This window comes from Bacillus sp. EB106-07-01-XG149 (assembly GCF_058791555.1).
Genome location: NZ_JBYTDP010000002.1, coordinates 158,341 through 177,779, shown reverse-complemented (window position 1 = coordinate 177,779; position 19,439 = coordinate 158,341). Strand labels below are relative to the sequence as shown.

At 37.8% G+C, this 19,439-nt stretch carries 20 protein-coding genes; all 20 read left to right on the top strand.

The window, feature by feature from the left end; genetic code table 11:
- The first annotated feature begins 146 nt into the window (after positions 1 to 146).
- Positions 147 to 2,195, top strand: a complete 2,049-nt coding sequence (recG, locus tag AC3WTA_RS06875; RefSeq protein WP_001006889.1) for an ATP-dependent DNA helicase RecG — start codon at positions 147 to 149, stop codon at positions 2,193 to 2,195.
- A gap of 88 nt (positions 2,196 to 2,283) precedes the next feature.
- Positions 2,284 to 2,877 (top strand): transcription factor FapR, encoded by a 594-nt coding sequence (gene fapR / locus AC3WTA_RS06870; protein ID WP_000747354.1) that lies wholly within the window; start codon positions 2,284 to 2,286, stop codon positions 2,875 to 2,877.
- Positions 2,874 to 3,866: a phosphate acyltransferase PlsX gene (plsX, locus tag AC3WTA_RS06865; RefSeq protein ID WP_000684108.1), complete on the top strand. Its 993-nt coding sequence runs from the start codon at positions 2,874 to 2,876 to the stop codon at positions 3,864 to 3,866. The genes fapR and plsX overlap by 4 nt, the downstream gene beginning before the upstream one ends.
- A 14-nt stretch (positions 3,867 to 3,880) precedes the next feature.
- Complete coding sequence (gene fabD / locus AC3WTA_RS06860; RefSeq protein WP_000516945.1) at positions 3,881 to 4,825, top strand: ACP S-malonyltransferase; 945 nt, start codon at positions 3,881 to 3,883, stop codon at positions 4,823 to 4,825.
- A complete protein-coding gene (fabG, locus tag AC3WTA_RS06855; protein ID WP_000911778.1) occupies positions 4,825 to 5,565 on the top strand; it encodes a 3-oxoacyl-[acyl-carrier-protein] reductase in 741 nt (246 codons plus the stop codon). Before fabD ends, fabG begins: the two co-directional genes overlap by 1 nt.
- A 69-nt stretch (positions 5,566 to 5,634) precedes the next feature.
- A complete protein-coding gene (acpP, locus tag AC3WTA_RS06850) occupies positions 5,635 to 5,868 on the top strand; it encodes an acyl carrier protein (protein ID WP_000786062.1) in 234 nt (77 codons plus the stop codon).
- 58 nt (positions 5,869 to 5,926) lie between these two features.
- Positions 5,927 to 6,664 carry a ribonuclease III gene (gene rncS, locus AC3WTA_RS06845; protein ID WP_001146867.1) on the top strand — a complete coding sequence of 246 codons (738 nt, stop codon included), beginning with the start codon at positions 5,927 to 5,929 and terminating at the stop codon, positions 6,662 to 6,664.
- Between the two features lie 147 nt (positions 6,665 to 6,811).
- Positions 6,812 to 10,381 carry a chromosome segregation protein SMC gene (gene smc, locus AC3WTA_RS06840; RefSeq protein ID WP_000478993.1) on the top strand — a complete coding sequence of 1,190 codons (3,570 nt, stop codon included), beginning with the start codon at positions 6,812 to 6,814 and terminating at the stop codon, positions 10,379 to 10,381.
- Between the two features lie 15 nt (positions 10,382 to 10,396).
- Complete coding sequence (gene ftsY / locus AC3WTA_RS06835; RefSeq protein ID WP_000007644.1) at positions 10,397 to 11,386, top strand: signal recognition particle-docking protein FtsY; 990 nt, start codon at positions 10,397 to 10,399, stop codon at positions 11,384 to 11,386.
- Between the two features lie 133 nt (positions 11,387 to 11,519).
- On the top strand, positions 11,520 to 11,852 hold the full coding sequence (locus tag AC3WTA_RS06830; protein ID WP_000891061.1) for a putative DNA-binding protein: 333 nt from the start codon (positions 11,520 to 11,522) through the stop codon (positions 11,850 to 11,852).
- A 12-nt stretch (positions 11,853 to 11,864) separates the two neighbouring features.
- Positions 11,865 to 13,214 (top strand): signal recognition particle protein, encoded by a 1,350-nt coding sequence (gene ffh, locus AC3WTA_RS06825; protein WP_000863466.1) that lies wholly within the window; start codon positions 11,865 to 11,867, stop codon positions 13,212 to 13,214.
- Positions 13,215 to 13,314: 100 nt separating this feature from the next.
- Complete coding sequence (gene rpsP / locus AC3WTA_RS06820) at positions 13,315 to 13,587, top strand: 30S ribosomal protein S16 (protein ID WP_000268750.1); 273 nt, start codon at positions 13,315 to 13,317, stop codon at positions 13,585 to 13,587.
- A 14-nt stretch (positions 13,588 to 13,601) separates the two neighbouring features.
- Positions 13,602 to 13,829, top strand: a complete 228-nt coding sequence (locus AC3WTA_RS06815) for a KH domain-containing protein (RefSeq protein WP_000737397.1) — start codon at positions 13,602 to 13,604, stop codon at positions 13,827 to 13,829.
- A 121-nt stretch (positions 13,830 to 13,950) separates the two neighbouring features.
- Complete coding sequence (rimM, locus tag AC3WTA_RS06810; RefSeq protein WP_000170282.1) at positions 13,951 to 14,466, top strand: ribosome maturation factor RimM; 516 nt, start codon at positions 13,951 to 13,953, stop codon at positions 14,464 to 14,466.
- Positions 14,466 to 15,200, top strand: coding sequence for a tRNA (guanosine(37)-N1)-methyltransferase TrmD (trmD, locus tag AC3WTA_RS06805; RefSeq protein ID WP_070169093.1), 735 nt, complete (start codon positions 14,466 to 14,468; stop codon positions 15,198 to 15,200). The genes rimM and trmD overlap by 1 nt, the downstream gene beginning before the upstream one ends.
- A gap of 146 nt (positions 15,201 to 15,346) precedes the next feature.
- The gene (gene rplS / locus AC3WTA_RS06800; protein ID WP_001186518.1) at positions 15,347 to 15,691 is read left to right on the top strand and encodes a 50S ribosomal protein L19; all 345 of its coding nucleotides are present in this window, start codon (positions 15,347 to 15,349) and stop codon (positions 15,689 to 15,691) included.
- Positions 15,692 to 15,792: 101 nt separating this feature from the next.
- Positions 15,793 to 16,344, top strand: a complete 552-nt coding sequence (gene lepB, locus AC3WTA_RS06795) for a signal peptidase I (RefSeq protein ID WP_000711857.1) — start codon at positions 15,793 to 15,795, stop codon at positions 16,342 to 16,344.
- A gap of 20 nt (positions 16,345 to 16,364) precedes the next feature.
- Complete coding sequence (gene ylqF, locus AC3WTA_RS06790) at positions 16,365 to 17,255, top strand: ribosome biogenesis GTPase YlqF (protein WP_000236708.1); 891 nt, start codon at positions 16,365 to 16,367, stop codon at positions 17,253 to 17,255.
- 51 nt (positions 17,256 to 17,306) lie between these two features.
- A complete protein-coding gene (rnhB, locus tag AC3WTA_RS06785) occupies positions 17,307 to 18,080 on the top strand; it encodes a ribonuclease HII (RefSeq protein WP_001174728.1) in 774 nt (257 codons plus the stop codon).
- Between the two features lie 194 nt (positions 18,081 to 18,274).
- Positions 18,275 to 19,435, top strand: a complete 1,161-nt coding sequence (gene sucC / locus AC3WTA_RS06780; protein ID WP_001020778.1) for an ADP-forming succinate--CoA ligase subunit beta — start codon at positions 18,275 to 18,277, stop codon at positions 19,433 to 19,435.
- Positions 19,436 to 19,439: the final 4 nt, after the last annotated feature.

The following is a 19,439-nucleotide window of genomic DNA, read 5'->3' as shown; positions in this document are numbered from 1 at the left end:
GCTCTTTTCTTTCGTATTGTTTATGAGGGATTTGAGTAGTTTCTCTAAGAATGCCTATGATAGAATATATAGGGTGAAAGAGAGCGATTAGAGATGTCAATAGTATGAATGAATCAAAGAAAATAATGTGACGGAGCGTGAGAATCTTGAATGAAGTTGTACAAGTTCCTGTTACGGATGTAAAGGGAATCGGAGGAGAAACATCTGAATTACTACACGAGATGGGGATTTATACAGTTTCTCATCTATTAGAACATTTTCCGTACCGTTATGAAGATTATGCGATGAAAGATCTTGCTGAAGTAAAGCATGATGAACGTGTAACAGTTGAGGGAAAGGTTCATAGTGCTCCTTTACTGCAATATTATGGGAAGAAGAAGTCGCGTCTTACGGTTCGTGTCCTCGTCGGTCGTTATTTAATTACAGCTGTATGCTTTAATAGGCCGTACTATAAGCAGAAGTTAAATTTAAATGAAACAGTAACGATTACTGGTAAATGGGATCAGCACCGTCAAACGATTGCGGTATCAGAGCTTCATTTTGGACCAGTTGTACGTCAACAAGAAGTAGAGCCTGTATACTCAGTGAAAGGGAAACTTACAGTAAAACAGATGCGCCGTTTTATTGCCCAAGCGTTCAAGGAGTATGGAGAATCTATAGTTGAAGTGTTACCTGATGGATTGCTAAGTCGATATAAATTATTGCCGCGTTATGAAGCACTTCGGGCGTTGCATTTTCCAGCAGGACAGGAAGATTTAAAACAAGCACGTCGCCGTTTTGTATATGAGGAGTTTTTCTTATTTCAGCTAAAAATGCAAACATTACGGAAAATGGAGAGGGAAAATTCGAAAGGGACGAAAAAAGAAATTCCTTCAGCAGAATTGCAAGAGTTTATTGATGCACTTCCGTTTCCATTAACTGGTGCACAGCGTCGGGTAGTAGATGAAATTATGAAAGATATGACATCTCCTTATCGGATGAATCGTCTGTTGCAAGGTGATGTAGGTTCTGGGAAAACAGTCGTTGCAGCGATTGGCCTTTATGCAGCGAAGTTAGCACATTATCAAGGTGCTTTAATGGTTCCTACAGAAATTTTAGCAGAGCAACATTATCAATCGCTTGCAGAGACGTTCTCACACTTTGGTATGAATGTTGAATTGTTAACCAGTTCTGTTAAAGGTGTAAGGCGTCGAGAGATTTTGGCAAAATTAGAACAAGGAGAAATAGATATCCTTGTTGGAACACATGCTTTAATTCAAGATGAAGTTATCTTTCATAGGTTAGGTCTCGTTATTACTGATGAACAACATCGATTTGGTGTAGCGCAGCGACGAGTTTTAAGGGAGAAAGGTGAAAGTCCGGATGTTTTATTTATGACGGCGACGCCAATTCCGCGTACGTTAGCAATTACTGCATTTGGAGAGATGGATGTTTCTATAATCGATGAGATGCCAGCTGGTAGAAAGGTAATTGAAACATACTGGGCAAAACATGATATGTTAGATCGAGTTCTCGGTTTTGTGGAGAAGGAGATAAAAAAAGGAAGACAAGCATATGTTATTTGTCCCCTTATTGAAGAATCTGAGAAACTTGATGTACAAAATGCGATTGACTTACATAGTATGCTGACTCATCATTATCAAGGGAAATGTCAAGTCGGATTAATGCATGGCAGACTCTCATCTCAAGAAAAAGAAGAGATAATGGGACAATTTAGTGAAAATAAAGTGCAAATTCTTGTGTCGACAACAGTTGTTGAAGTAGGTGTGAACGTACCGAATGCGACTGTAATGGTTATTTATGATGCAGAGCGTTTCGGTTTATCGCAGCTCCATCAGCTCAGGGGACGTGTTGGGCGTGGTAGTGAACAATCATATTGTTTATTAATCGCGGATCCAAAATCGGAAACGGGAAAAGAGCGAATGCGTATTATGACCGAAACGAATGATGGATTTGTATTGTCAGAAAAAGATTTAGAGTTAAGAGGTCCTGGAGATTTCTTTGGAAGTAAGCAAAGTGGTTTACCAGAATTCAAGGTTGCTGATATGGTACATGATTATCGAGCTTTAGAAACAGCTAGACAAGATGCGGCGTTACTAGTAGAATCAGAAGCGTTTTGGCATAATGATCAGTATGCTTCGCTGCGTACTTATCTTGACGGGACAGGTGTGTTCCAAGGAGAGAAGCTCGATTAAAGGGAGGCAACGAAAGTTTTTGTTGCATTCTACTTTTAATGATTATATACTACTGTTAGTACCTAGTCATAAAAATGGATGGTGCGGTATGAAAAAAAGAAGAAGTAAAAAAGAAAGACAAGAATTATTACAACAAACAATAGAAACGAATCCTTTTATTACGGATGAAGATTTAGCAGAAAAATTTCAAGTGAGTATACAAACCGTACGTCTTGACCGTATGGAATTATCTATTCCTGAATTAAGAGAAAGAATTAAACATGTAGCTACAAAGCAACATGAAGAAGATGTGAAATCTTTACCGTTAGAAGAGGTTGTCGGAGAAATTATCGATATAGAATTAGATAGACATGCGATTTCTATCTTTGAAGTGAAGGTAGAACACGTATTTAAAAGAAATCAGATTGCCCGTGGGCATCATTTGTTTGCACAAGCAAACTCACTAGCTGTTGCAGTTATTGATGAAGAATTAGCTTTAACTGCAAAGTCTACCATTCGATACATTCGTCCTGTAAAATTAGGAGAGCGTGTTGTTGCAAAAGTGCGCGTTGAAGATGTAGAGAATGATAAAGGACGGACCGTTGTCAAAGTGCGTAGCTTTGTTGGAGAAGAACTTGTTTTTACAGGCACTTTTGAAATGTATCGATCTAGTAATTATAGTGAGGAAGGTAACAACTTATGAAAATCGCAATAGATGCAATGGGCGGCGATCATGCTCCAAAGGCTGTCGTATTAGGAGCAATGAAAGCTATTAAGGAATATTCTGATTTACATATTACGTTAGTAGGGAAAGAAGAGGAAATTCGTCAATACTTAACGAGTGAAGAACGAATTACTATACTTCATACAGATGAAAAAATCGAATCGACAGATGAACCAGTAAGAGCGGTTCGTCGAAAAAAACAAGCCTCAATGGTACTAGCAGCGCAGCAAGTGAAAGACGGCGTAGCGGATGCTTGTATATCAGCTGGTAGTACAGGAGCTTTAATGGCGGCTGGATTGTTTGTTGTAGGTCGTATGGAAGGAATTGAGCGACCAGCTTTATCCCCTACAATGCCAACGGTTGATGGAGAAGGTTTTGTTATGTTAGATGTTGGAGCGAACGTTGATGCAAAACCAATTCATTTATATCAATATGCAGTAATGGGATCTGTATACGCTGAGAAAGTAAGAGGAATTAAAAATCCTCGCGTTGGACTTTTGAACGTTGGAACAGAGGATGGCAAAGGGAACGAGCTTTCAAAACAAGTCTTTGCAATGCTTAAGGATGCCCCAATTAATTTCGTTGGGAACGTTGAATCAAGAGATTTATTGCAAGGTGTAGCAGATGTTGTTGTATGTGATGGTTTTACAGGGAATGTAGCGTTAAAATCATTAGAAGGAACAGCACTTGCGTTATTTTCTATGTTAAAAGAGCAGTTAATGAGTTCGTTTACGAGCAAATTAGCAGCAGCGGTATTAAAGCCAAAACTTATGGTATTAAAAGATAAAATGGATTATTCGGAGTATGGAGGAGCTGCATTGTTTGGATTGAAAGCTCCTGTCATTAAGGCTCACGGTTCTTCCAATGACCAATCAATATTTAGTGCGATTCGTCAAACTAGAGAAATGGTAGCGAAAGAAGTTATTCCTACTATTTCAAGCGTAATGGAGAAAGAGCCACTCCAATAAGAGGAGGATTTGAAATGGGAAAACTAGCATTTCTTTTTCCGGGCCAAGGTTCACAGGCAGTTGGAATGGGTAAACAGTTAGCGGAGAATAATAAAGAGGTTGCAAATGTGTTCGCCAAAGCAGATGAGGTGTTGCAAGATTCACTTTCAGAAGTGATTTTTGAAGGGCCGCAGGAAAAGCTTACGTTAACGACAAATGCGCAGCCTGCCTTATTAACAACGAGTTTTGCTATTTTGACAGCTTTGAAAGAGTATGATATTACACCAGACTTTGTTGCAGGGCATAGTTTAGGTGAATATAGCGCTCTTGTAGCAGCGGGTGCAATAACTTTTGAAGACGCTGTATATGCTGTAAGAAAACGTGGGGAATATATGGAAGAAGCTGTTCCTGGCGGAGAAGGTGCAATGGCGGCTATTTTAGGTGCTGATCCACATATGCTGAAACAAGTTACAGAAGAAGTAACAAGTGAAGGATATGCAGTGCAAATCGCTAATATGAATAGTACGAAACAAATTGTGATTTCGGGAACAAAGCAAGGGGTCGAGATTGCTTCTCAAAGAGCGAAAGAAAATGGTGCAAAGAGAGCAATTCCGCTTAAGGTAAGTGGACCGTTCCACTCTTCGCTTATGAAGCCAGCAGCAGAGAAGTTCCAAAGTGTCTTAAATGAAATTACAATTCAAGATACGAATATTCCTGTTATCGCAAATGTAACAGCAGACGTTATTACAAGTGGTGCACATATTCAAGAGAAGCTAATTGAACAGCTCTATTCGCCTGTCTTATGGTACCCGTCCATTGAAAACATGGTGAATCAAGGGGTAGATACATTTATTGAGATTGGACCTGGGAAAGTACTTGCTGGACTTATGAAGTCAATTGATTCATCAGTGAAAGCATATGCGATATATGATGAAGAGACGTTAAAAGATACCATTTCAAATTTGAGAGGAGAAAACTGATGTTAAAAGGGAAAGTAGCATTAGTAACTGGCGCTTCACGTGGAATTGGTCGTGCGATTGCGATTGATTTAGCGAAACAAGGGGCAAATGTTGTAGTAAATTATGCTGGTAATGAGCAAAAGGCAAATGAAGTAGTTGATGAAATAAAGAAATTAGGTTCGGATGCAATTGCAGTAAGAGCAGATGTTGCAAATGCTGAAGACGTTACGAATATGGTGAAACAAACTGTAGATACATTTGGACAAGTTGATATTCTTGTAAATAATGCAGGTGTAACGAAAGATAATTTATTAATGCGTATGAAAGAAGAAGAATGGGATACAGTTATTAATACAAACCTAAAAGGTGTATTCTTATGTACGAAGGCAGTATCTCGATATATGATGCGTCAACGTCATGGACGTATTATTAATATCGCTTCTGTTGTTGGAGTAACAGGTAATCCAGGACAAGCAAACTATGTTGCTGCTAAAGCGGGTGTAATTGGATTAACCAAAACATCAGCAAAAGAGTTAGCGAGCCGTAATATTACTGTAAATGCAATTGCTCCTGGGTTTATTGCGACTGATATGACGGATGTATTAGATGAAAATATAAAAGCCGAAATGTTAAAGTTAATTCCTGCAGCTCAGTTTGGTGAAGCGCAAGATATCGCAAATACTGTAACGTTTTTTGCTTCTGATCAAAGCAAATATATTACAGGGCAAACGTTAAATGTTGATGGCGGAATGGTAATGTAATAAAAGAATTGATTTCAACTAGTTTTTTTGTCCAATATTTAATATAATATTTGAGGGGAGGTGAATGGAATGGCAGATGTTTTAGAGCGTGTAACAAAAATCATCGTTGATCGTTTAGGTGTAGAAGAAACTGAAGTAGTACCAGCTGCGAGCTTTAAAGAAGATTTAGGCGCAGACTCCCTAGATGTAGTAGAACTTGTAATGCAATTGGAAGATGAATTCGAAATGGAAATTTCTGATGAAGATGCTGAAAAGATTGCTACTGTTGGCGATGCTGTGACTTACATAGAGAGTCATCTATAATGCTTAAGTGAAGTCCCGTTTTTTAGCGGGGCTTCTCGGCTTATATCTGGAGGGACTTATGCCGTACCGAAAACATAGAGAAAAAAAATACGAAACAAAATATCGTGAAGCGTTTAAAGTATTTCAAGAAGAGATAGGTATTACGTTTTCAGATGAAAAATTATTGATTCAAGCATTTACGCATTCATCGTATGTGAATGAGCATCGAAAAAAACCGCATGAAGACAATGAGCGTCTCGAATTCCTTGGAGATGCAGTATTGGAACTTACTGTGTCGCAGTATCTGTTTCAAAAATATCCGACAATGAGCGAAGGAGAGTTAACAAAACTACGTGCAGCTATTGTATGTGAACCATCTCTTGTTCGTTTTGCAAACGAGTTGTCATTTGGTAGCCTTGTTTTATTAGGGAAAGGTGAAGAAATGACAGGTGGACGTGAACGACCAGCTTTATTAGCGGATGTCTTTGAAGCGTTTATTGGTGCCCTTTATCTTGATCAAGGGTTAGAAACAGTATGGGGATTCTTAAAAGAAATTGTATACCCTAAAATTAATGAAGGTGCTTTTTCTCATGTGATGGATTATAAGAGTCAATTACAAGAGTTGATTCAGCGTGATGGTAGTGGCAATATTGAGTATCAAATTTTGCAGGAAAAAGGACCGGCCCACAATCGAGAATTTGTGTCACGTGTTACGTTAAATAACGTGGCTTTAGGTCTTGGTAGTGGCAAGTCGAAAAAAGAAGCAGAGCAACAAGCTGCTGCAGAAGCATTGAAAAAATTAAAAGAACAACTATAAGGAATCCCCCTTTGAATGAGGGGGATTCCTTATGCATAGAATGAAACTTTCTTTTTGTTTGTGAATAAAGGGAAGGGAAACCCGTATAATAGCTTGTTTTTGTATAGACAACAGTTATAACAACGGAGAATAGGAGGAAGGCCTTTCGTGTTTTTAAAAAGATTAGAAATAGCAGGGTTTAAGTCTTTTGCTGAGCGTGTATCTGTTGATTTTGTCCCAGGTGTAACTTCCGTAGTAGGACCTAATGGAAGTGGGAAAAGTAATATTACTGATGCGATTCGCTGGGTACTTGGTGAACAATCTGCAAAATCATTACGTGGTGCAAAGATGGAGGATATTATTTTTGCAGGCAGTGATACGAGAAGAGCAGTTAATGTTGCTGAAGTAACAATAACTTTAAATAATGAAGATCAACGTTTACCGATTGAATATAATGAGGTGTGTGTAACGCGTCGTGTATCTCGTTCTGGTGATAGTGATTTTTATATTAATAAACAATCATGTAGATTGAAAGATATTATCGATTTATTTATGGACTCTGGTATGGGAAGAGAAGCTTTTTCGATTATTAGCCAGGGGAAAGTTGAAGAGATTTTAAGTAGTAAATCAGAAGAACGTCGTGGTGTATTTGAAGAAGCTGCGGGAGTGCTGAAATACAAACTTCGTAAAAAGAAAGCTGAAGTGAAATTAGCAGACACACAAGAAAACTTAAATCGTGTACAAGATATCATTCACGAATTAAGTAGTCAAGTAGAACCTTTAGAAAGACAAGCTTCTATTGCGAAAGATTATCTCGAGAAAAAAGAAGAATTAGAGAAAGTAGAAGCGGCGCTTATTGTACATGAAATTGAAGAATTACATGAGAAATGGGAAGCGCTTCGAAATCAGTTTGGGCATAATAAAAACGAAGAAGCTAAAATGTCAACGCATTTACAAAAAGGTGAAGAAGAGCTTGAGGAATTACGAGGACAATTACAAGCAGTAGATGAGTCTGTAGATTCCTTACAAGAAGTACTGCTTCTTTCTAGTAAAGAGCTAGAAAAATTAGAAGGACAGCGTGAGTTATTAAAAGAGAGAAAACAAAATGCAACGACGCATTGTGCACAACTCGAACAGTTAATTGTTGAATTAACAGAGAAAGCTACAAGTTATGATGGTGAAATTGAATCCAGTACAGAAGTGTTGATGCAATTTGTAAATCAAGTAAAAGAGTTGGAGACAAAATTGCATGATAATGAGCTACTGCTTGCAACTTTTGCTGACAATTTAGAGGAACAAATTGAGAATTTAAAAGGTGACTATATTGAACTTTTAAATCAACAAGCTAGTCATCGTAATGAGTTATCTATGATTGAAGAACAATCTAAACAACAAAACTCAAAAAATGAACGCCTCGATGAAGAAAATGCGAAATATGTAGAAATACGCATGGAAATTACAGCGAAAAAGACGAAACTTGTGGAAAGTTATGAACAAGTGAAAGAAAAAGTCGCTGGTATTCTTTCGAATATACAAAAGACAGAAGCAGCACTTGGGAAATGCAAGACGCAGTATAGTGAAAATGAAACAAAACTGTATCAAGCGTATCAATTTGTACAACAGGCACGTTCTCGAAAAGAAATGCTAGAAGAGATGCAAGAGGATTACTCTGGTTTCTATCAAGGGGTACGTGAAGTATTAAAAGCTAGAGAAGATAGGTTGCAAGGTATCGAGGGTGCTGTTGCAGAACTGCTAACGGTACCGAAAGAATATGAAATTGCAATGGAAATTGCTCTAGGTGCAGCGATGCAGCATATTGTCGTACAAAAAGAAGAACATGCTCGTAATGCAATTACGTTTTTAAAACAAAATAAACATGGACGAGCAACGTTTTTACCGCAAGCTGTTATTAAAAGTAGATCGTTATCATTTGAACAATTACGTATTGTAAATCAACACCCATCGTTTGTAGGTGTGGCGGCAGAACTTGTGCAATATAACAATAAATATGAAAATGTAGTTTCAAATTTATTAGGTACTGTTATTGTTGCGAAAGATTTACGTGGGGCGAATGAGTTGGCGAAACAACTGCAATACCGTTATCGCATTGTAACAATCGAAGGTGATGTAGTGAACCCCGGTGGTTCTATGACTGGTGGAGCGGTAAAACAGGCGAAATCTTCTTTATTAGGACGTCAACGTGAGCTAGAAGAGTGGACGAACAAGTTAACTGATATGGAAGAAAAAACGACAAAGTTAGAAAACTTTGTTAAAGCAGTAAAGCAAGAGATTCAAGAAAAAGAAGTGAAAATACGGGAACTAAGGCAAAGTGTAGAAGCAGAGCGTGTAGATGAACAGAAATTAAGAGAAGAAATTAGTCGCTTAGAATTAGAAGAACATCGTATTAATGATCGTTTATCTATTTACGATTTAGAGATTGAAGGATTCTTACAAGATCAAGTGAAAATACAGGGACGTAAAGAAGAGCTAGAAAAGATTTTAGCAACGCTTCAAGCGGAGATTACGGAATTAGATAGCAAAATTGTCGCTTTAACAAAACAAAAAAGTGAGCAGCATTCTTCGAAAGAAAAAGTGCAAAAAGAAATGACTGAGTTAAAAGTGTTAGCGGCTGAAAAGCAACAACGCTTATCTAATCAAAAAGAAAAAGTTGAACGATTGACGAAGGAAAAAGAAGAAACGGATGCAACGCTTGTCAAAACGAAAGAGGATTTAGCATTCTTAAAACAAGAAATGACATCTAATTCAAGTGGTGAAGAACAGATTACGAATATGATTGAGAAGAAAGCATATGATCGTAATCAAACTTCAGAGTTAATTCGCTCTCGTCGTGAACAACGCGTATCGTTACAAGAGAGAGTAGAACATTTAGAACGTAATCTGAAAGAAACAACAGGTAAACATAAATACATTCTTGAGATGCTGAAAAATCAAGAAGTAAAAATAAACCGACTTGATGTAGAGTTAGAAAATAGATTACAACATTTACGTGAAACATATACGATTTCATTTGAAGCAGCAAAACTGAAGTATACAATGATGATGCCTGCAGAGGATGCACGTAAAAAGGTGAAACTAATTAAATTATCCATCGAAGAGCTAGGCACAGTGAACTTAGGGGCAATTGAAGAGTATGAGCGTGTAGCAGAGCGTCATACATTCTTACTAGAGCAAAAAGATGACCTAGAAGAAGCGAAAGCGACATTGCACCAACTTATTACTGAAATGGATGAAGAAATGAAAAAACGTTTTTCTACTACGTTTGAAGGAATTCGAATGGAGTTTCAATCGGTATTCTCTGAATTATTTGGAGGCGGTAGAGCGGATTTAGTCATGACGAATCCAGAGGACTTATTAAATACTGGTATTGATATTGTAGCGCAACCGCCAGGGAAGAAACTGCAAAACTTAGGTTTACTTTCTGGTGGGGAGCGTGCTTTAACAGCAATTGCGCTGTTATTCGGTATTTTAAAAGTGCGCCCAGTCCCATTCTGTGTATTAGATGAGGTAGAGGCGGCTCTTGATGAGGCGAATGTTGCCCGTTTTGCGCAGTATTTAAAGAGATTTAGTGATGAGACACAGTTTATTGTCATTACACATAGAAAAGGTACAATGGAAGAGTCTGACGTATTGTACGGTGTAACAATGCAAGAGTCAGGGGTATCTAAACTTGTTTCGGTTCGTTTAGATGATGGAGAAGAACTAGTTGCAAGTAATTAGGAAGGATGGGACAGTATGAGTTTTTTTAAAAAATTAAAAGAAAAAATTTCAAAACAAACAGATACGGTAACAGAGAAATTTAAACATGGATTAGAAAAAACGAGAAATTCGTTTGCAGATAAAGTAAATGATTTAGTTTATCGTTATCGTAAAGTAGATGAAGATTTCTTTGAGGAATTAGAAGAAATTTTAATTGGTGCAGATGTCGGAGTTTCGACGGTAATGGAATTAATTGATCAATTGAAAGAAGAAGTGCAACGTCGTAACATCCAAGATCCAAAAGAAGTACAAGCTGTTATTTCAGAAAAGTTAGTAGGAATTTACAAAGGCGACAGTGAGTTTAGTAACGAAATTAATATGCAAGAGGATCAATTAACAGTTGTTTTATTTGTCGGTGTTAACGGCGTAGGGAAAACGACGACGATTGGTAAACTGGCACATAAATTCAAATCAGAAGGTAAGTCTGTCCTATTGGCGGCAGGAGATACATTCCGCGCAGGAGCGATTGAACAATTAGAAGTATGGGGCGATCGCGTTGGTGTAGAAGTGATTAAACAAGGGTCAGGATCTGATCCAGCGGCGGTTATGTATGACGCTGTACAAGCCGCGAAAGCACGTAAAGTAGACGTATTACTATGTGACACAGCAGGACGCTTACAAAATAAAGTAAACTTAATGAAAGAGTTAGAGAAAGTGAAGCGTGTAATTGAGCGTGAAGTACCGGGGGCTCCTCACGAAGTATTACTTGTTATTGATGCAACAACAGGACAAAACGGTTTAAGTCAAGCGAAGACATTCCGTGAAGCAACGAATGTTACTGGTATTGTTTTAACGAAGTTAGATGGAACTGCTAAGGGTGGTATTGTATTAGCGATTCGTAACGAAATGGATGTACCGGTGAAATTCGTTGGATTAGGAGAGCAAATGGATGACTTACAGCAGTTTGATCCAGAACAATATGTGTATGGTTTATTTGCGAACTTAGTAGAAACAGAAGAAGTGTAAGTGAAAGAAGCGGTATTTTCCGCTTCTTTTTCTATAAAAATATGTGATGTTAAGAAAAAAACTTGACACTCTTTTGTACTCCATGTAAACTAATTCATGTAAAGGGAAATCACTTAACAAAGGATGATCCAACATGCTCGAGAAAACAACGAGAATGAACTATTTATTTGATTTTTATCAATCGTTGTTAACGCAAAAACAAAGAAGTTATATGTCGCTTTATTATCTAGATGATTTATCTCTTGGTGAAATTGCGGAAGAATTTGATGTAAGTCGCCAAGCCGTGTATGATAACATTAAACGGACTGAAGCGATGCTTGAAGAATATGAAGATAAATTAGTATTACTTCAAAAGTTTCAAGAGCGACAGCGACTTGTTGCAAAGCTAAAACAGCTAATCAGCGAAGAAGAGCATGTGAATGAAGAAATGAAACAAGTTGTTGAAGCTATCGAAAAATTAGATTAGGAGGGCGGCAATATGGCATTTGAAGGATTAGCCGACCGACTTCAACAGACAATGCAAAAAATCCGCGGCAAAGGAAAAGTTTCTGAAGCCGATGTGAAAGAAATGATGAGAGAAGTTCGTCTAGCTCTTTTAGAAGCGGACGTTAACTTTAAAGTAGTAAAAGATTTTGTAAAGCGTGTGTCTGAACGTGCTGTCGGACAAGATGTAATGACAAGTTTGACACCTGGACAACAAGTAATTAAAGTCGTACAGGAAGAACTTACAGAACTTATGGGCGGAGAGCAAAGCAAAATTGCTGTTGCTAATAGGCCACCGACTGTTATAATGATGGTTGGTCTGCAAGGTGCGGGTAAAACAACGACGACAGGTAAGCTTGCGAACTTGCTTCGTAAAAAGCATAATCGTAAACCAATGCTTGTTGCAGCGGATATTTACCGTCCAGCAGCGATTAAACAGCTTGAAACATTAGGGAAGCAATTGGACATGCCTGTATTCTCTTTAGGAGATCAAGTAAGTCCTGTTGAAATTGCGAAACAAGCGATTGCAAAAGCAAAAGAAGATCATCACGATTATGTTTTAATTGATACAGCAGGTCGCCTGCATATTGATGAAGAACTAATGGATGAATTAGCGAAAGTGAAAGAAGTTGCGAAACCGGATGAAATTTTCCTTGTTGTCGATGCGATGACGGGACAAGACGCGGTAAATGTTGCACAAAGTTTCCATGAACAGTTAGGTTTAACAGGTGTTGTATTAACGAAATTAGATGGTGATACGCGCGGTGGTGCGGCATTATCTATTAAGGCGGTAACAAATACACCGATTAAATTTGCTGGTATGGGTGAAAAACTAGATGCGATTGAAGCGTTCCATCCAGAGCGTATGGCATCCCGTATTTTAGGGATGGGAGACGTCTTAACATTAATTGAAAAAGCGCAAGCTACAGTTGATGAAGAGAAAGCAAAAGAACTTGAGCAAAAAATGCGTACGCTTTCGTTTACGCTTGACGATTTCCTAGAACAACTTGGACAAGTGCGTCAACTTGGACCGCTTGATGAATTGTTAGGAATGCTTCCTGGTGCAAATAAAATTAAAGGGCTGAAAAATGCGCAAGTTGATGAAAAACAAATTGGGCATATTGAGGCAATTATTCGTTCTATGACTAAATTAGAGCGAGAACAACCGGAAATAATCAATGCTAGTCGCAAAAAGCGCATTGCCAAAGGTAGCGGTACAACGGTACAAGAAATCAATCGTTTAATCAAGCAATTTGATGATATGAAAAAGATGATGAAAACGATGACGGGAATGCAAAAAGGTAAGAAAAAAGGACTAGGTGGATTGAAGTTTCCATTCATGTAAGGAAAAAAGATGGCTCTGTTAAGAAAAAATACTTTACAAAGCAATAGTCTTTTTGCTAATATAATTATCTGTGTGAAATAAATTCGGAGGTGCTTTATAAATGGCAGTTAAAATTCGTTTAAAACGTATGGGAGCTAAAAAAACTCCTTTCTATCGTGTAGTTGTTGCAGATTCTCGTTCTCCTCGTGACGGACGTTTCATTGAGGAAATCGGTACTTACAATCCGGTTGCTCAACCAGCTGAAGTTAAGATCAACGAAGAAGCAGCATTAAAATGGTTAGGAAATGGTGCTAAACCATCTGATACAGTTCGTAACTTATTCTCTAACCAAGGTATCATGGAGAAATTCCACTTATCTAAACAAGGTAAGTAATTGAGGCAATGACTATGAAGAAGTTAGTCGAGACGATTGTCAAGCCTCTTGTCGATCATCCTGAAGATGTAAAAGTTACACAGGAACTTTACAACGGAGAGATAAAGTATCGATTAACTGTACATCCTGAGGATGTTGGAAAAGTCATTGGAAAGCAAGGGAAAGTTGCGAAAGCAATTCGAATGCTCTTGTATTCAGTGGGACATCATAATGATGAAAAAGTAACACTGGAAATTCAATAAACGTAAAAAGGGCGAGGAGTTATTTCCTCTCCCTTTTTTAACATTTAAAGAGAAGTTGCATGTTCCATATGTGAAATGGAGATGCTTAATTTATATAGAAACCAGGGGTGACATACTATTTATGACAAAATGGTTTAACGTAGGGAAAATTGTAAATACTCATGGCGTAAGAGGAGAAATTCGTGTTATTTCTCGTACTGATTTTCCAGAAGAGCGATATAAAGTAGGAAACACGTTATACATAAGTAATGAGAAAAGTACAGACTACCTTCCAGTGAAAGTAACTTCTCATCGTCAACATAAGACATTTGATCTATTAACATTTGAAGGATACAACAATGTAGATGAAGCAGAGAAGTTTAAAGGTTCTTTAATAAAAGTACCAGAAGAGCAGTTAGGTGAACTAGCTGAAGGTGAATACTACTACCATGAAATTATTGGTTGCAGTGTTGTAACGGAAGAAGGAGAAGCGTTAGGAACAATAAAAGAAATTTTATCTCCTGGTGCAAATGATGTTTGGGTAATTAAACGTCCAAAAGGTCAAGATCTATTAATTCCTTATATTGATGATGTTGTACTTCAAGTTAACATTGAGAATAAATTAGTAACCATTCATGTAATGGAAGGGCTATTATAATGAAAATTGACATTTTAACATTGTTTCCAGATATGTTTACGGGTGTGTTTGGATCTTCAATTTTAAAGAAAGCACAAGAAAAAGAAGCGGTAGAGCTTCGTGTTGTCAATTTCCGCGATTATACAACGAGTAAGCATAATAGCGTAGATGATTATCCGTATGGTGGTGGCGCTGGGATGGTATTAACCCCCCAGCCTATCTTTGATGCAGTGGAAGAGTTAACGAAGGAAACAGACCGTAAACCGAGAGTTGTCCTAATGTGTCCACAAGGAGAGCGTTTTACGCAGAAGAAGGCAGAAGAACTTGCTAAAGAAGAGCATGTTATTTTTGTGTGTGGTCATTATGAAGGGTACGATGAACGAATTCGTGAGCATCTCGTAACGGATGAGATTTCTATCGGTGACTACGTATTAACTGGCGGAGAGTTAGCTTCTATGGTTATTACGGATAGTGTCGTGCGTCTCCTCCCGGGAGTGCTAGGAAATCATGCTTCACAAGTCGAGGATTCGTTTAGTACAGGTTTATTAGAACATCCTCATTATACACGTCCAGCTGATTTTCGTGGTATGAAGGTACCGAATGTACTAATGTCAGGAAATCATAAAAATATTGATGAATGGCGACACAAAGAATCACTACGTCGTACGTACACGCGTAGACCGGATTTACTGGAAGAACGAGAATTATCTAAGCAAGAAGCGAAATGGCTAGAACAGATTAAAGAAGACAAGTAAGGGCTTGATATATTTTCTATTGCAACAGTCCTAGCAATATGCTATTATAACACTTGTGCTACTGAAATCAGTGGCCGTATTAACGATGTTCCGCTGTAATTTATTAAGACTTTATAAGAGCATCTGTTTAAAGGAGAGAATTTAATATGCAACAATTAATCGCAGAAATTACTCAAGGCCAATTAAAAACTGACCTTCCTTCATTCCGTCCTGGAGACACTTTACGTGTACACGTAAAAGTAGTTGAGGGAACTCGTGAAAGAATTCAGCTTTTCGAAGGTGTTGTAATTAAACGTCGTGGTGGCGGAATCAGTGAAACATTCACAGTTCGTAAGATTTCTTACGGTGTAGGTGTTGAGCGTACATTCCCAGTTCACACGCCAAGAATCGCGAAACTTGAAGTACTTCGCCGTGGTAAAGTACGTCGTGCTAAGTTATACTACTTACGTAACCTTCGCGGTAAAAAAGCACGTATTAAAGAAATTCGATAAGACATGTATGGGAGCTTGTAAATACACAAGCTCCCTTTTTCCAATCTATATAAAATTTTGATATAATACGAGCAGCTTACATAATCGTGGAGGGGAAATGCATGAAGAAAGAAAAGAGTTCACTTTGGGAATGGATCAAAGCAATTTTGATTGCTGTTGTATTAGCGGGTGTTATTAGACAGTTTTTCTTTGCTCCAATTCTCGTAGATGGAGTATCGATGGCGTCTACTTTACATGATCGCGATCGAATGATTGTCAATAAAATTGGTTATCACATAGGAGATCCGAAACGATTTGATATTATCGTATTCCGAGCGACGGAAGATAAAGATTATATTAAGCGCATTATCGGCCTGCCAGGCGATGAAATAGAGTATCGTAATGATAAACTATATGTTAACGGAAAGGCTTATGAGGAGCCGTATTTAGACAAGCAAAAAAAACAAATTGCTGACGGACCGCTTACATATGATTTTACTCTTGAAGAAATGACAGGGAAGAAAACTGTTCCAGAAGGTCAATTATTTGTTTTAGGCGATAATCGTCGTTTTAGTAAAGATAGCCGTTCGATTGGTACAATTTCAATGGACCAAGTGATTGGAAAAGCAAATATACTATATTGGCCGTTAAAAGATGCTCGTATTGTGAAATAAAAGAAAAAGAAGGTGGCAACATGGTAATTCAATGGTTCCCGGGACATATGGCAAAGGCTAGACGCCAAGTAACAGAAAAATTAAAGTTAATTGATGTTGTAATTGAGCTTGTAGATGCTCGATTACCTTTATCTTCTCGAAATCCAATGATCGATGAGATTATTACACATAAGCCGAGGCTTGTTGTTTTAAATAAAGCGGATATGGCAGATGATCGTTTAACAAAGCAATGGATCGCATATTTTAAAGAAAAAGGCCAGATGGCAATTTCAATTAACGCACAAGCTGGACAAGGTATGAAAGAAATTGCAGCGGCTTGTAAAGTGTTGGTGAAAGAAAAATTTGATAAAATGGTTGCAAAAGGTATTAGACCGAGAGCGATTCGTGCATTAATTGTAGGTATACCGAATGTTGGTAAATCTACGTTAATTAATAAGTTGGCGAAGAAAAATATTGCTAAAACAGGAGATCGTCCTGGTGTGACAACAGCTCAACAATGGATTAAAGTTGGGAAGGAAATGGAACTGTTAGATACACCCGGTATTTTATGGCCTAAATTTGAAGATCAATTAGTGGGTCTTCGTTTAGCGACAACGGGCGCAATTAAAGATTCAATTTTAAATTTACAAGATGTTGCTGTTTACGCTTTACGTTTTATGGAAAAACATTATCCAGAACGTTTGAAAGATCGATATAATTTAAATGAAATTCCAGAAGATATTGTGGAGTTATTCGATGCAATTGGAAAAAATAGAGGCTGTTTAATGGGCGGCGGAATGATTGATTATGATAAAACATCTGAGCTTATACTTCGTGAGCTTCGTGGTGGAAAACTTGGGAAAATGACGTTTGAAACACCAGAAGAGTTTGCGGAGCAGACAGAAGATGCAGAAAAAGTAGAAGAAGTATAAGACGTGCGTTTGTACGTCTTTTCTTTTTTGTATATAAAGGGAGTGGCATGAATGCAAAAAGTGACTATTCAAGAAGCGGAACGTTTACTGCATGAAATAATGAGTGAAGAAGATGACCGCTTCCAAATATTAATGAAAGACGAGCGAAAAGGAATACAAAAGCTCATTTTGAAGTGGCATAAACAAAAAGAGTTAACGCAGAAAGAAAAAGAAAAGTTTTTCGAAATGTCCAAGTACGAGATTGCATTACGTGAAAAAGGGCTCACACTTATCGCGGGTATAGATGAAGTAGGGCGTGGGCCGCTAGCTGGGCCTGTCGTGACGGCAGCTGTTGTCCTTCCGGAAGATTTTTATATTCCAGGATTAAATGACTCGAAAAAGCTGAGTGAGGCGAAGCGAGAGCGTTTTTATGATGAAATTAAAGCGCAAGCAATTGCAATTGGAGTTGGAATTGTATCACCACAAATGATTGATGAGATAAATATTTATCAAGCGACGAAACAAGCGATGTTAGATGCTGTCGCGAATTTATCTTGTGCACCAGAACATTTATTAATTGATGCGATGAAACTTCCTACACCAATTCCGCAAACATCCATTATTAAAGGTGATGCGAAAAGTATTTCTATTTCTGCTGCATCCATTATTGCGAAAGTAACGAGAGATCGTATGATGAAAGAGCTTGGAGAAAAGTATCCTGCATATGGATTTGAACAACATATGGGATATGGCACAAAACAACATTTAGAAGCGATTGAAGCGCATGGAGTATTAGAAGAACATCGCAAATCGTTTGCACCAATTAAAGATACGATTCAAAAGTAAGCTGCGAATATGCAGCTTATTTTTTTATTTTGGTATATGAACATTATTATTTTCAAAAAAGAATAAAGCGATTTCAGTTTTCTGACACTTTATTGTAGACAGCGTGCCAATCATCTTATACAATGGCAATGTAATGTTTTTTAAACATTAAAAAACTTTTCGAGTAAAACAGGAAAACAGGGGAGGATGGGACCATGAATATCCATGAGTACCAAGGTAAGGCAGTCCTTAAAAGCTATGGGGTTAGCGTTCCGAACGGGAAGGTTGCATTTACAGTAGAAGAAGCTGTAGAAGCAGCGAAAGAATTAGGAACGGATGTATGTGTAGTAAAAGCACAAATTCACGCTGGTGGACGCGGCAAAGCTGGCGGAGTAAAAGTTGCAAAAAATTTAGATGAAGTTCGTACATATGCAGAGAGCATTTTAGGAACTACACTTGTGACACATCAAACAGGTCCTGAAGGTAAGGAAGTAAAACGCTTACTTATCGAAGAAGGTTGCGATATTAAAAAAGAATATTATGTTGGTCTAGTTTTAGATCGTGCAACTTCTCAAGTTGTTTTAATGGCATCTGAAGAAGGTGGAACAGAAATTGAAGAAGTAGCAGAGCAAACACCTGAAAAGATCTTTAAAGAATATATTGATCCAGCAGTAGGCTTACAAGGCTTCCAAGCGCGCCGAATCGCGTTTAACATCAATATTCCAAAAGAGCTTGTAGGACAAGCTGTGAAGTTTATGATGGGCTTATACCGTGCGTTTATCGAAAAAGATTGCTCTATCGCGGAAATCAATCCACTTGTTACAACAGGTGATGGTAAAGTTATGGCATTAGATGCGAAATTAAACTTTGATTCTAATGCTTTATATCGCAATAAAGACATTTTAGAACTTCGTGATCTTGATGAAGAAGATTCAAAAGAAATTGAAGCTTCTAAATATGACTTAAACTACATTCCTTTAGATGGAAATATTGGTTGTATGGTTAATGGTGCAGGTTTAGCGATGGCTACAATGGATATCATTAAACATTACCATGGCGATCCAGCTAACTTCTTAGATGTTGGTGGCGGTGCAACAGCTGAAAAAGTTACAGAAGCATTCAAAATTATCCTTTCTGACAAAAATGTAAAAGGTATCTTCGTTAACATTTTTGGTGGCATTATGAAGTGTGATGTTATTGCAGAAGGTGTTATTGAAGCGACGAAACAAGTAGGTCTTGAATTGCCTTTAGTTGTACGTCTTGAAGGTACAAACGTAGAGTTAGGTAAGAAAATTTTAAATGAGTCTGGCTTAAATATTGTTGCAGCAGAATCTATGGCAGACGGTGCACAAAAAATTGTTTCACTAGTGGGCTAATAGA

Coding starts and splice junctions, on each gene's coding strand:
- acpP (WP_000786062.1), top strand. CDS start 5,635: ATGGCAGATGTTTTAGAGCGTGTAACAAAAATCATCGTTGATCGTTTA.
- AC3WTA_RS06830 (WP_000891061.1), top strand. CDS start 11,520: ATGCTCGAGAAAACAACGAGAATGAACTATTTATTTGATTTTTATCAA.
- trmD (WP_070169093.1), top strand. CDS start 14,466: ATGAAAATTGACATTTTAACATTGTTTCCAGATATGTTTACGGGTGTG.
- rimM (WP_000170282.1), top strand. CDS start 13,951: ATGACAAAATGGTTTAACGTAGGGAAAATTGTAAATACTCATGGCGTA.
- fabG (WP_000911778.1), top strand. CDS start 4,825: ATGTTAAAAGGGAAAGTAGCATTAGTAACTGGCGCTTCACGTGGAATT.
- sucC (WP_001020778.1), top strand. CDS start 18,275: ATGAATATCCATGAGTACCAAGGTAAGGCAGTCCTTAAAAGCTATGGG.
- rncS (WP_001146867.1), top strand. CDS start 5,927: ATGCCGTACCGAAAACATAGAGAAAAAAAATACGAAACAAAATATCGT.
- fapR (WP_000747354.1), top strand. CDS start 2,284: ATGAAAAAAAGAAGAAGTAAAAAAGAAAGACAAGAATTATTACAACAA.
- ftsY (WP_000007644.1), top strand. CDS start 10,397: ATGAGTTTTTTTAAAAAATTAAAAGAAAAAATTTCAAAACAAACAGAT.
- ylqF (WP_000236708.1), top strand. CDS start 16,365: ATGGTAATTCAATGGTTCCCGGGACATATGGCAAAGGCTAGACGCCAA.
- plsX (WP_000684108.1), top strand. CDS start 2,874: ATGAAAATCGCAATAGATGCAATGGGCGGCGATCATGCTCCAAAGGCT.
- AC3WTA_RS06815 (WP_000737397.1), top strand. CDS start 13,602: ATGAAGAAGTTAGTCGAGACGATTGTCAAGCCTCTTGTCGATCATCCT.
- fabD (WP_000516945.1), top strand. CDS start 3,881: ATGGGAAAACTAGCATTTCTTTTTCCGGGCCAAGGTTCACAGGCAGTT.
- ffh (WP_000863466.1), top strand. CDS start 11,865: ATGGCATTTGAAGGATTAGCCGACCGACTTCAACAGACAATGCAAAAA.
- rpsP (WP_000268750.1), top strand. CDS start 13,315: ATGGCAGTTAAAATTCGTTTAAAACGTATGGGAGCTAAAAAAACTCCT.
- rplS (WP_001186518.1), top strand. CDS start 15,347: ATGCAACAATTAATCGCAGAAATTACTCAAGGCCAATTAAAAACTGAC.
- lepB (WP_000711857.1), top strand. CDS start 15,793: ATGAAGAAAGAAAAGAGTTCACTTTGGGAATGGATCAAAGCAATTTTG.
- rnhB (WP_001174728.1), top strand. CDS start 17,307: ATGCAAAAAGTGACTATTCAAGAAGCGGAACGTTTACTGCATGAAATA.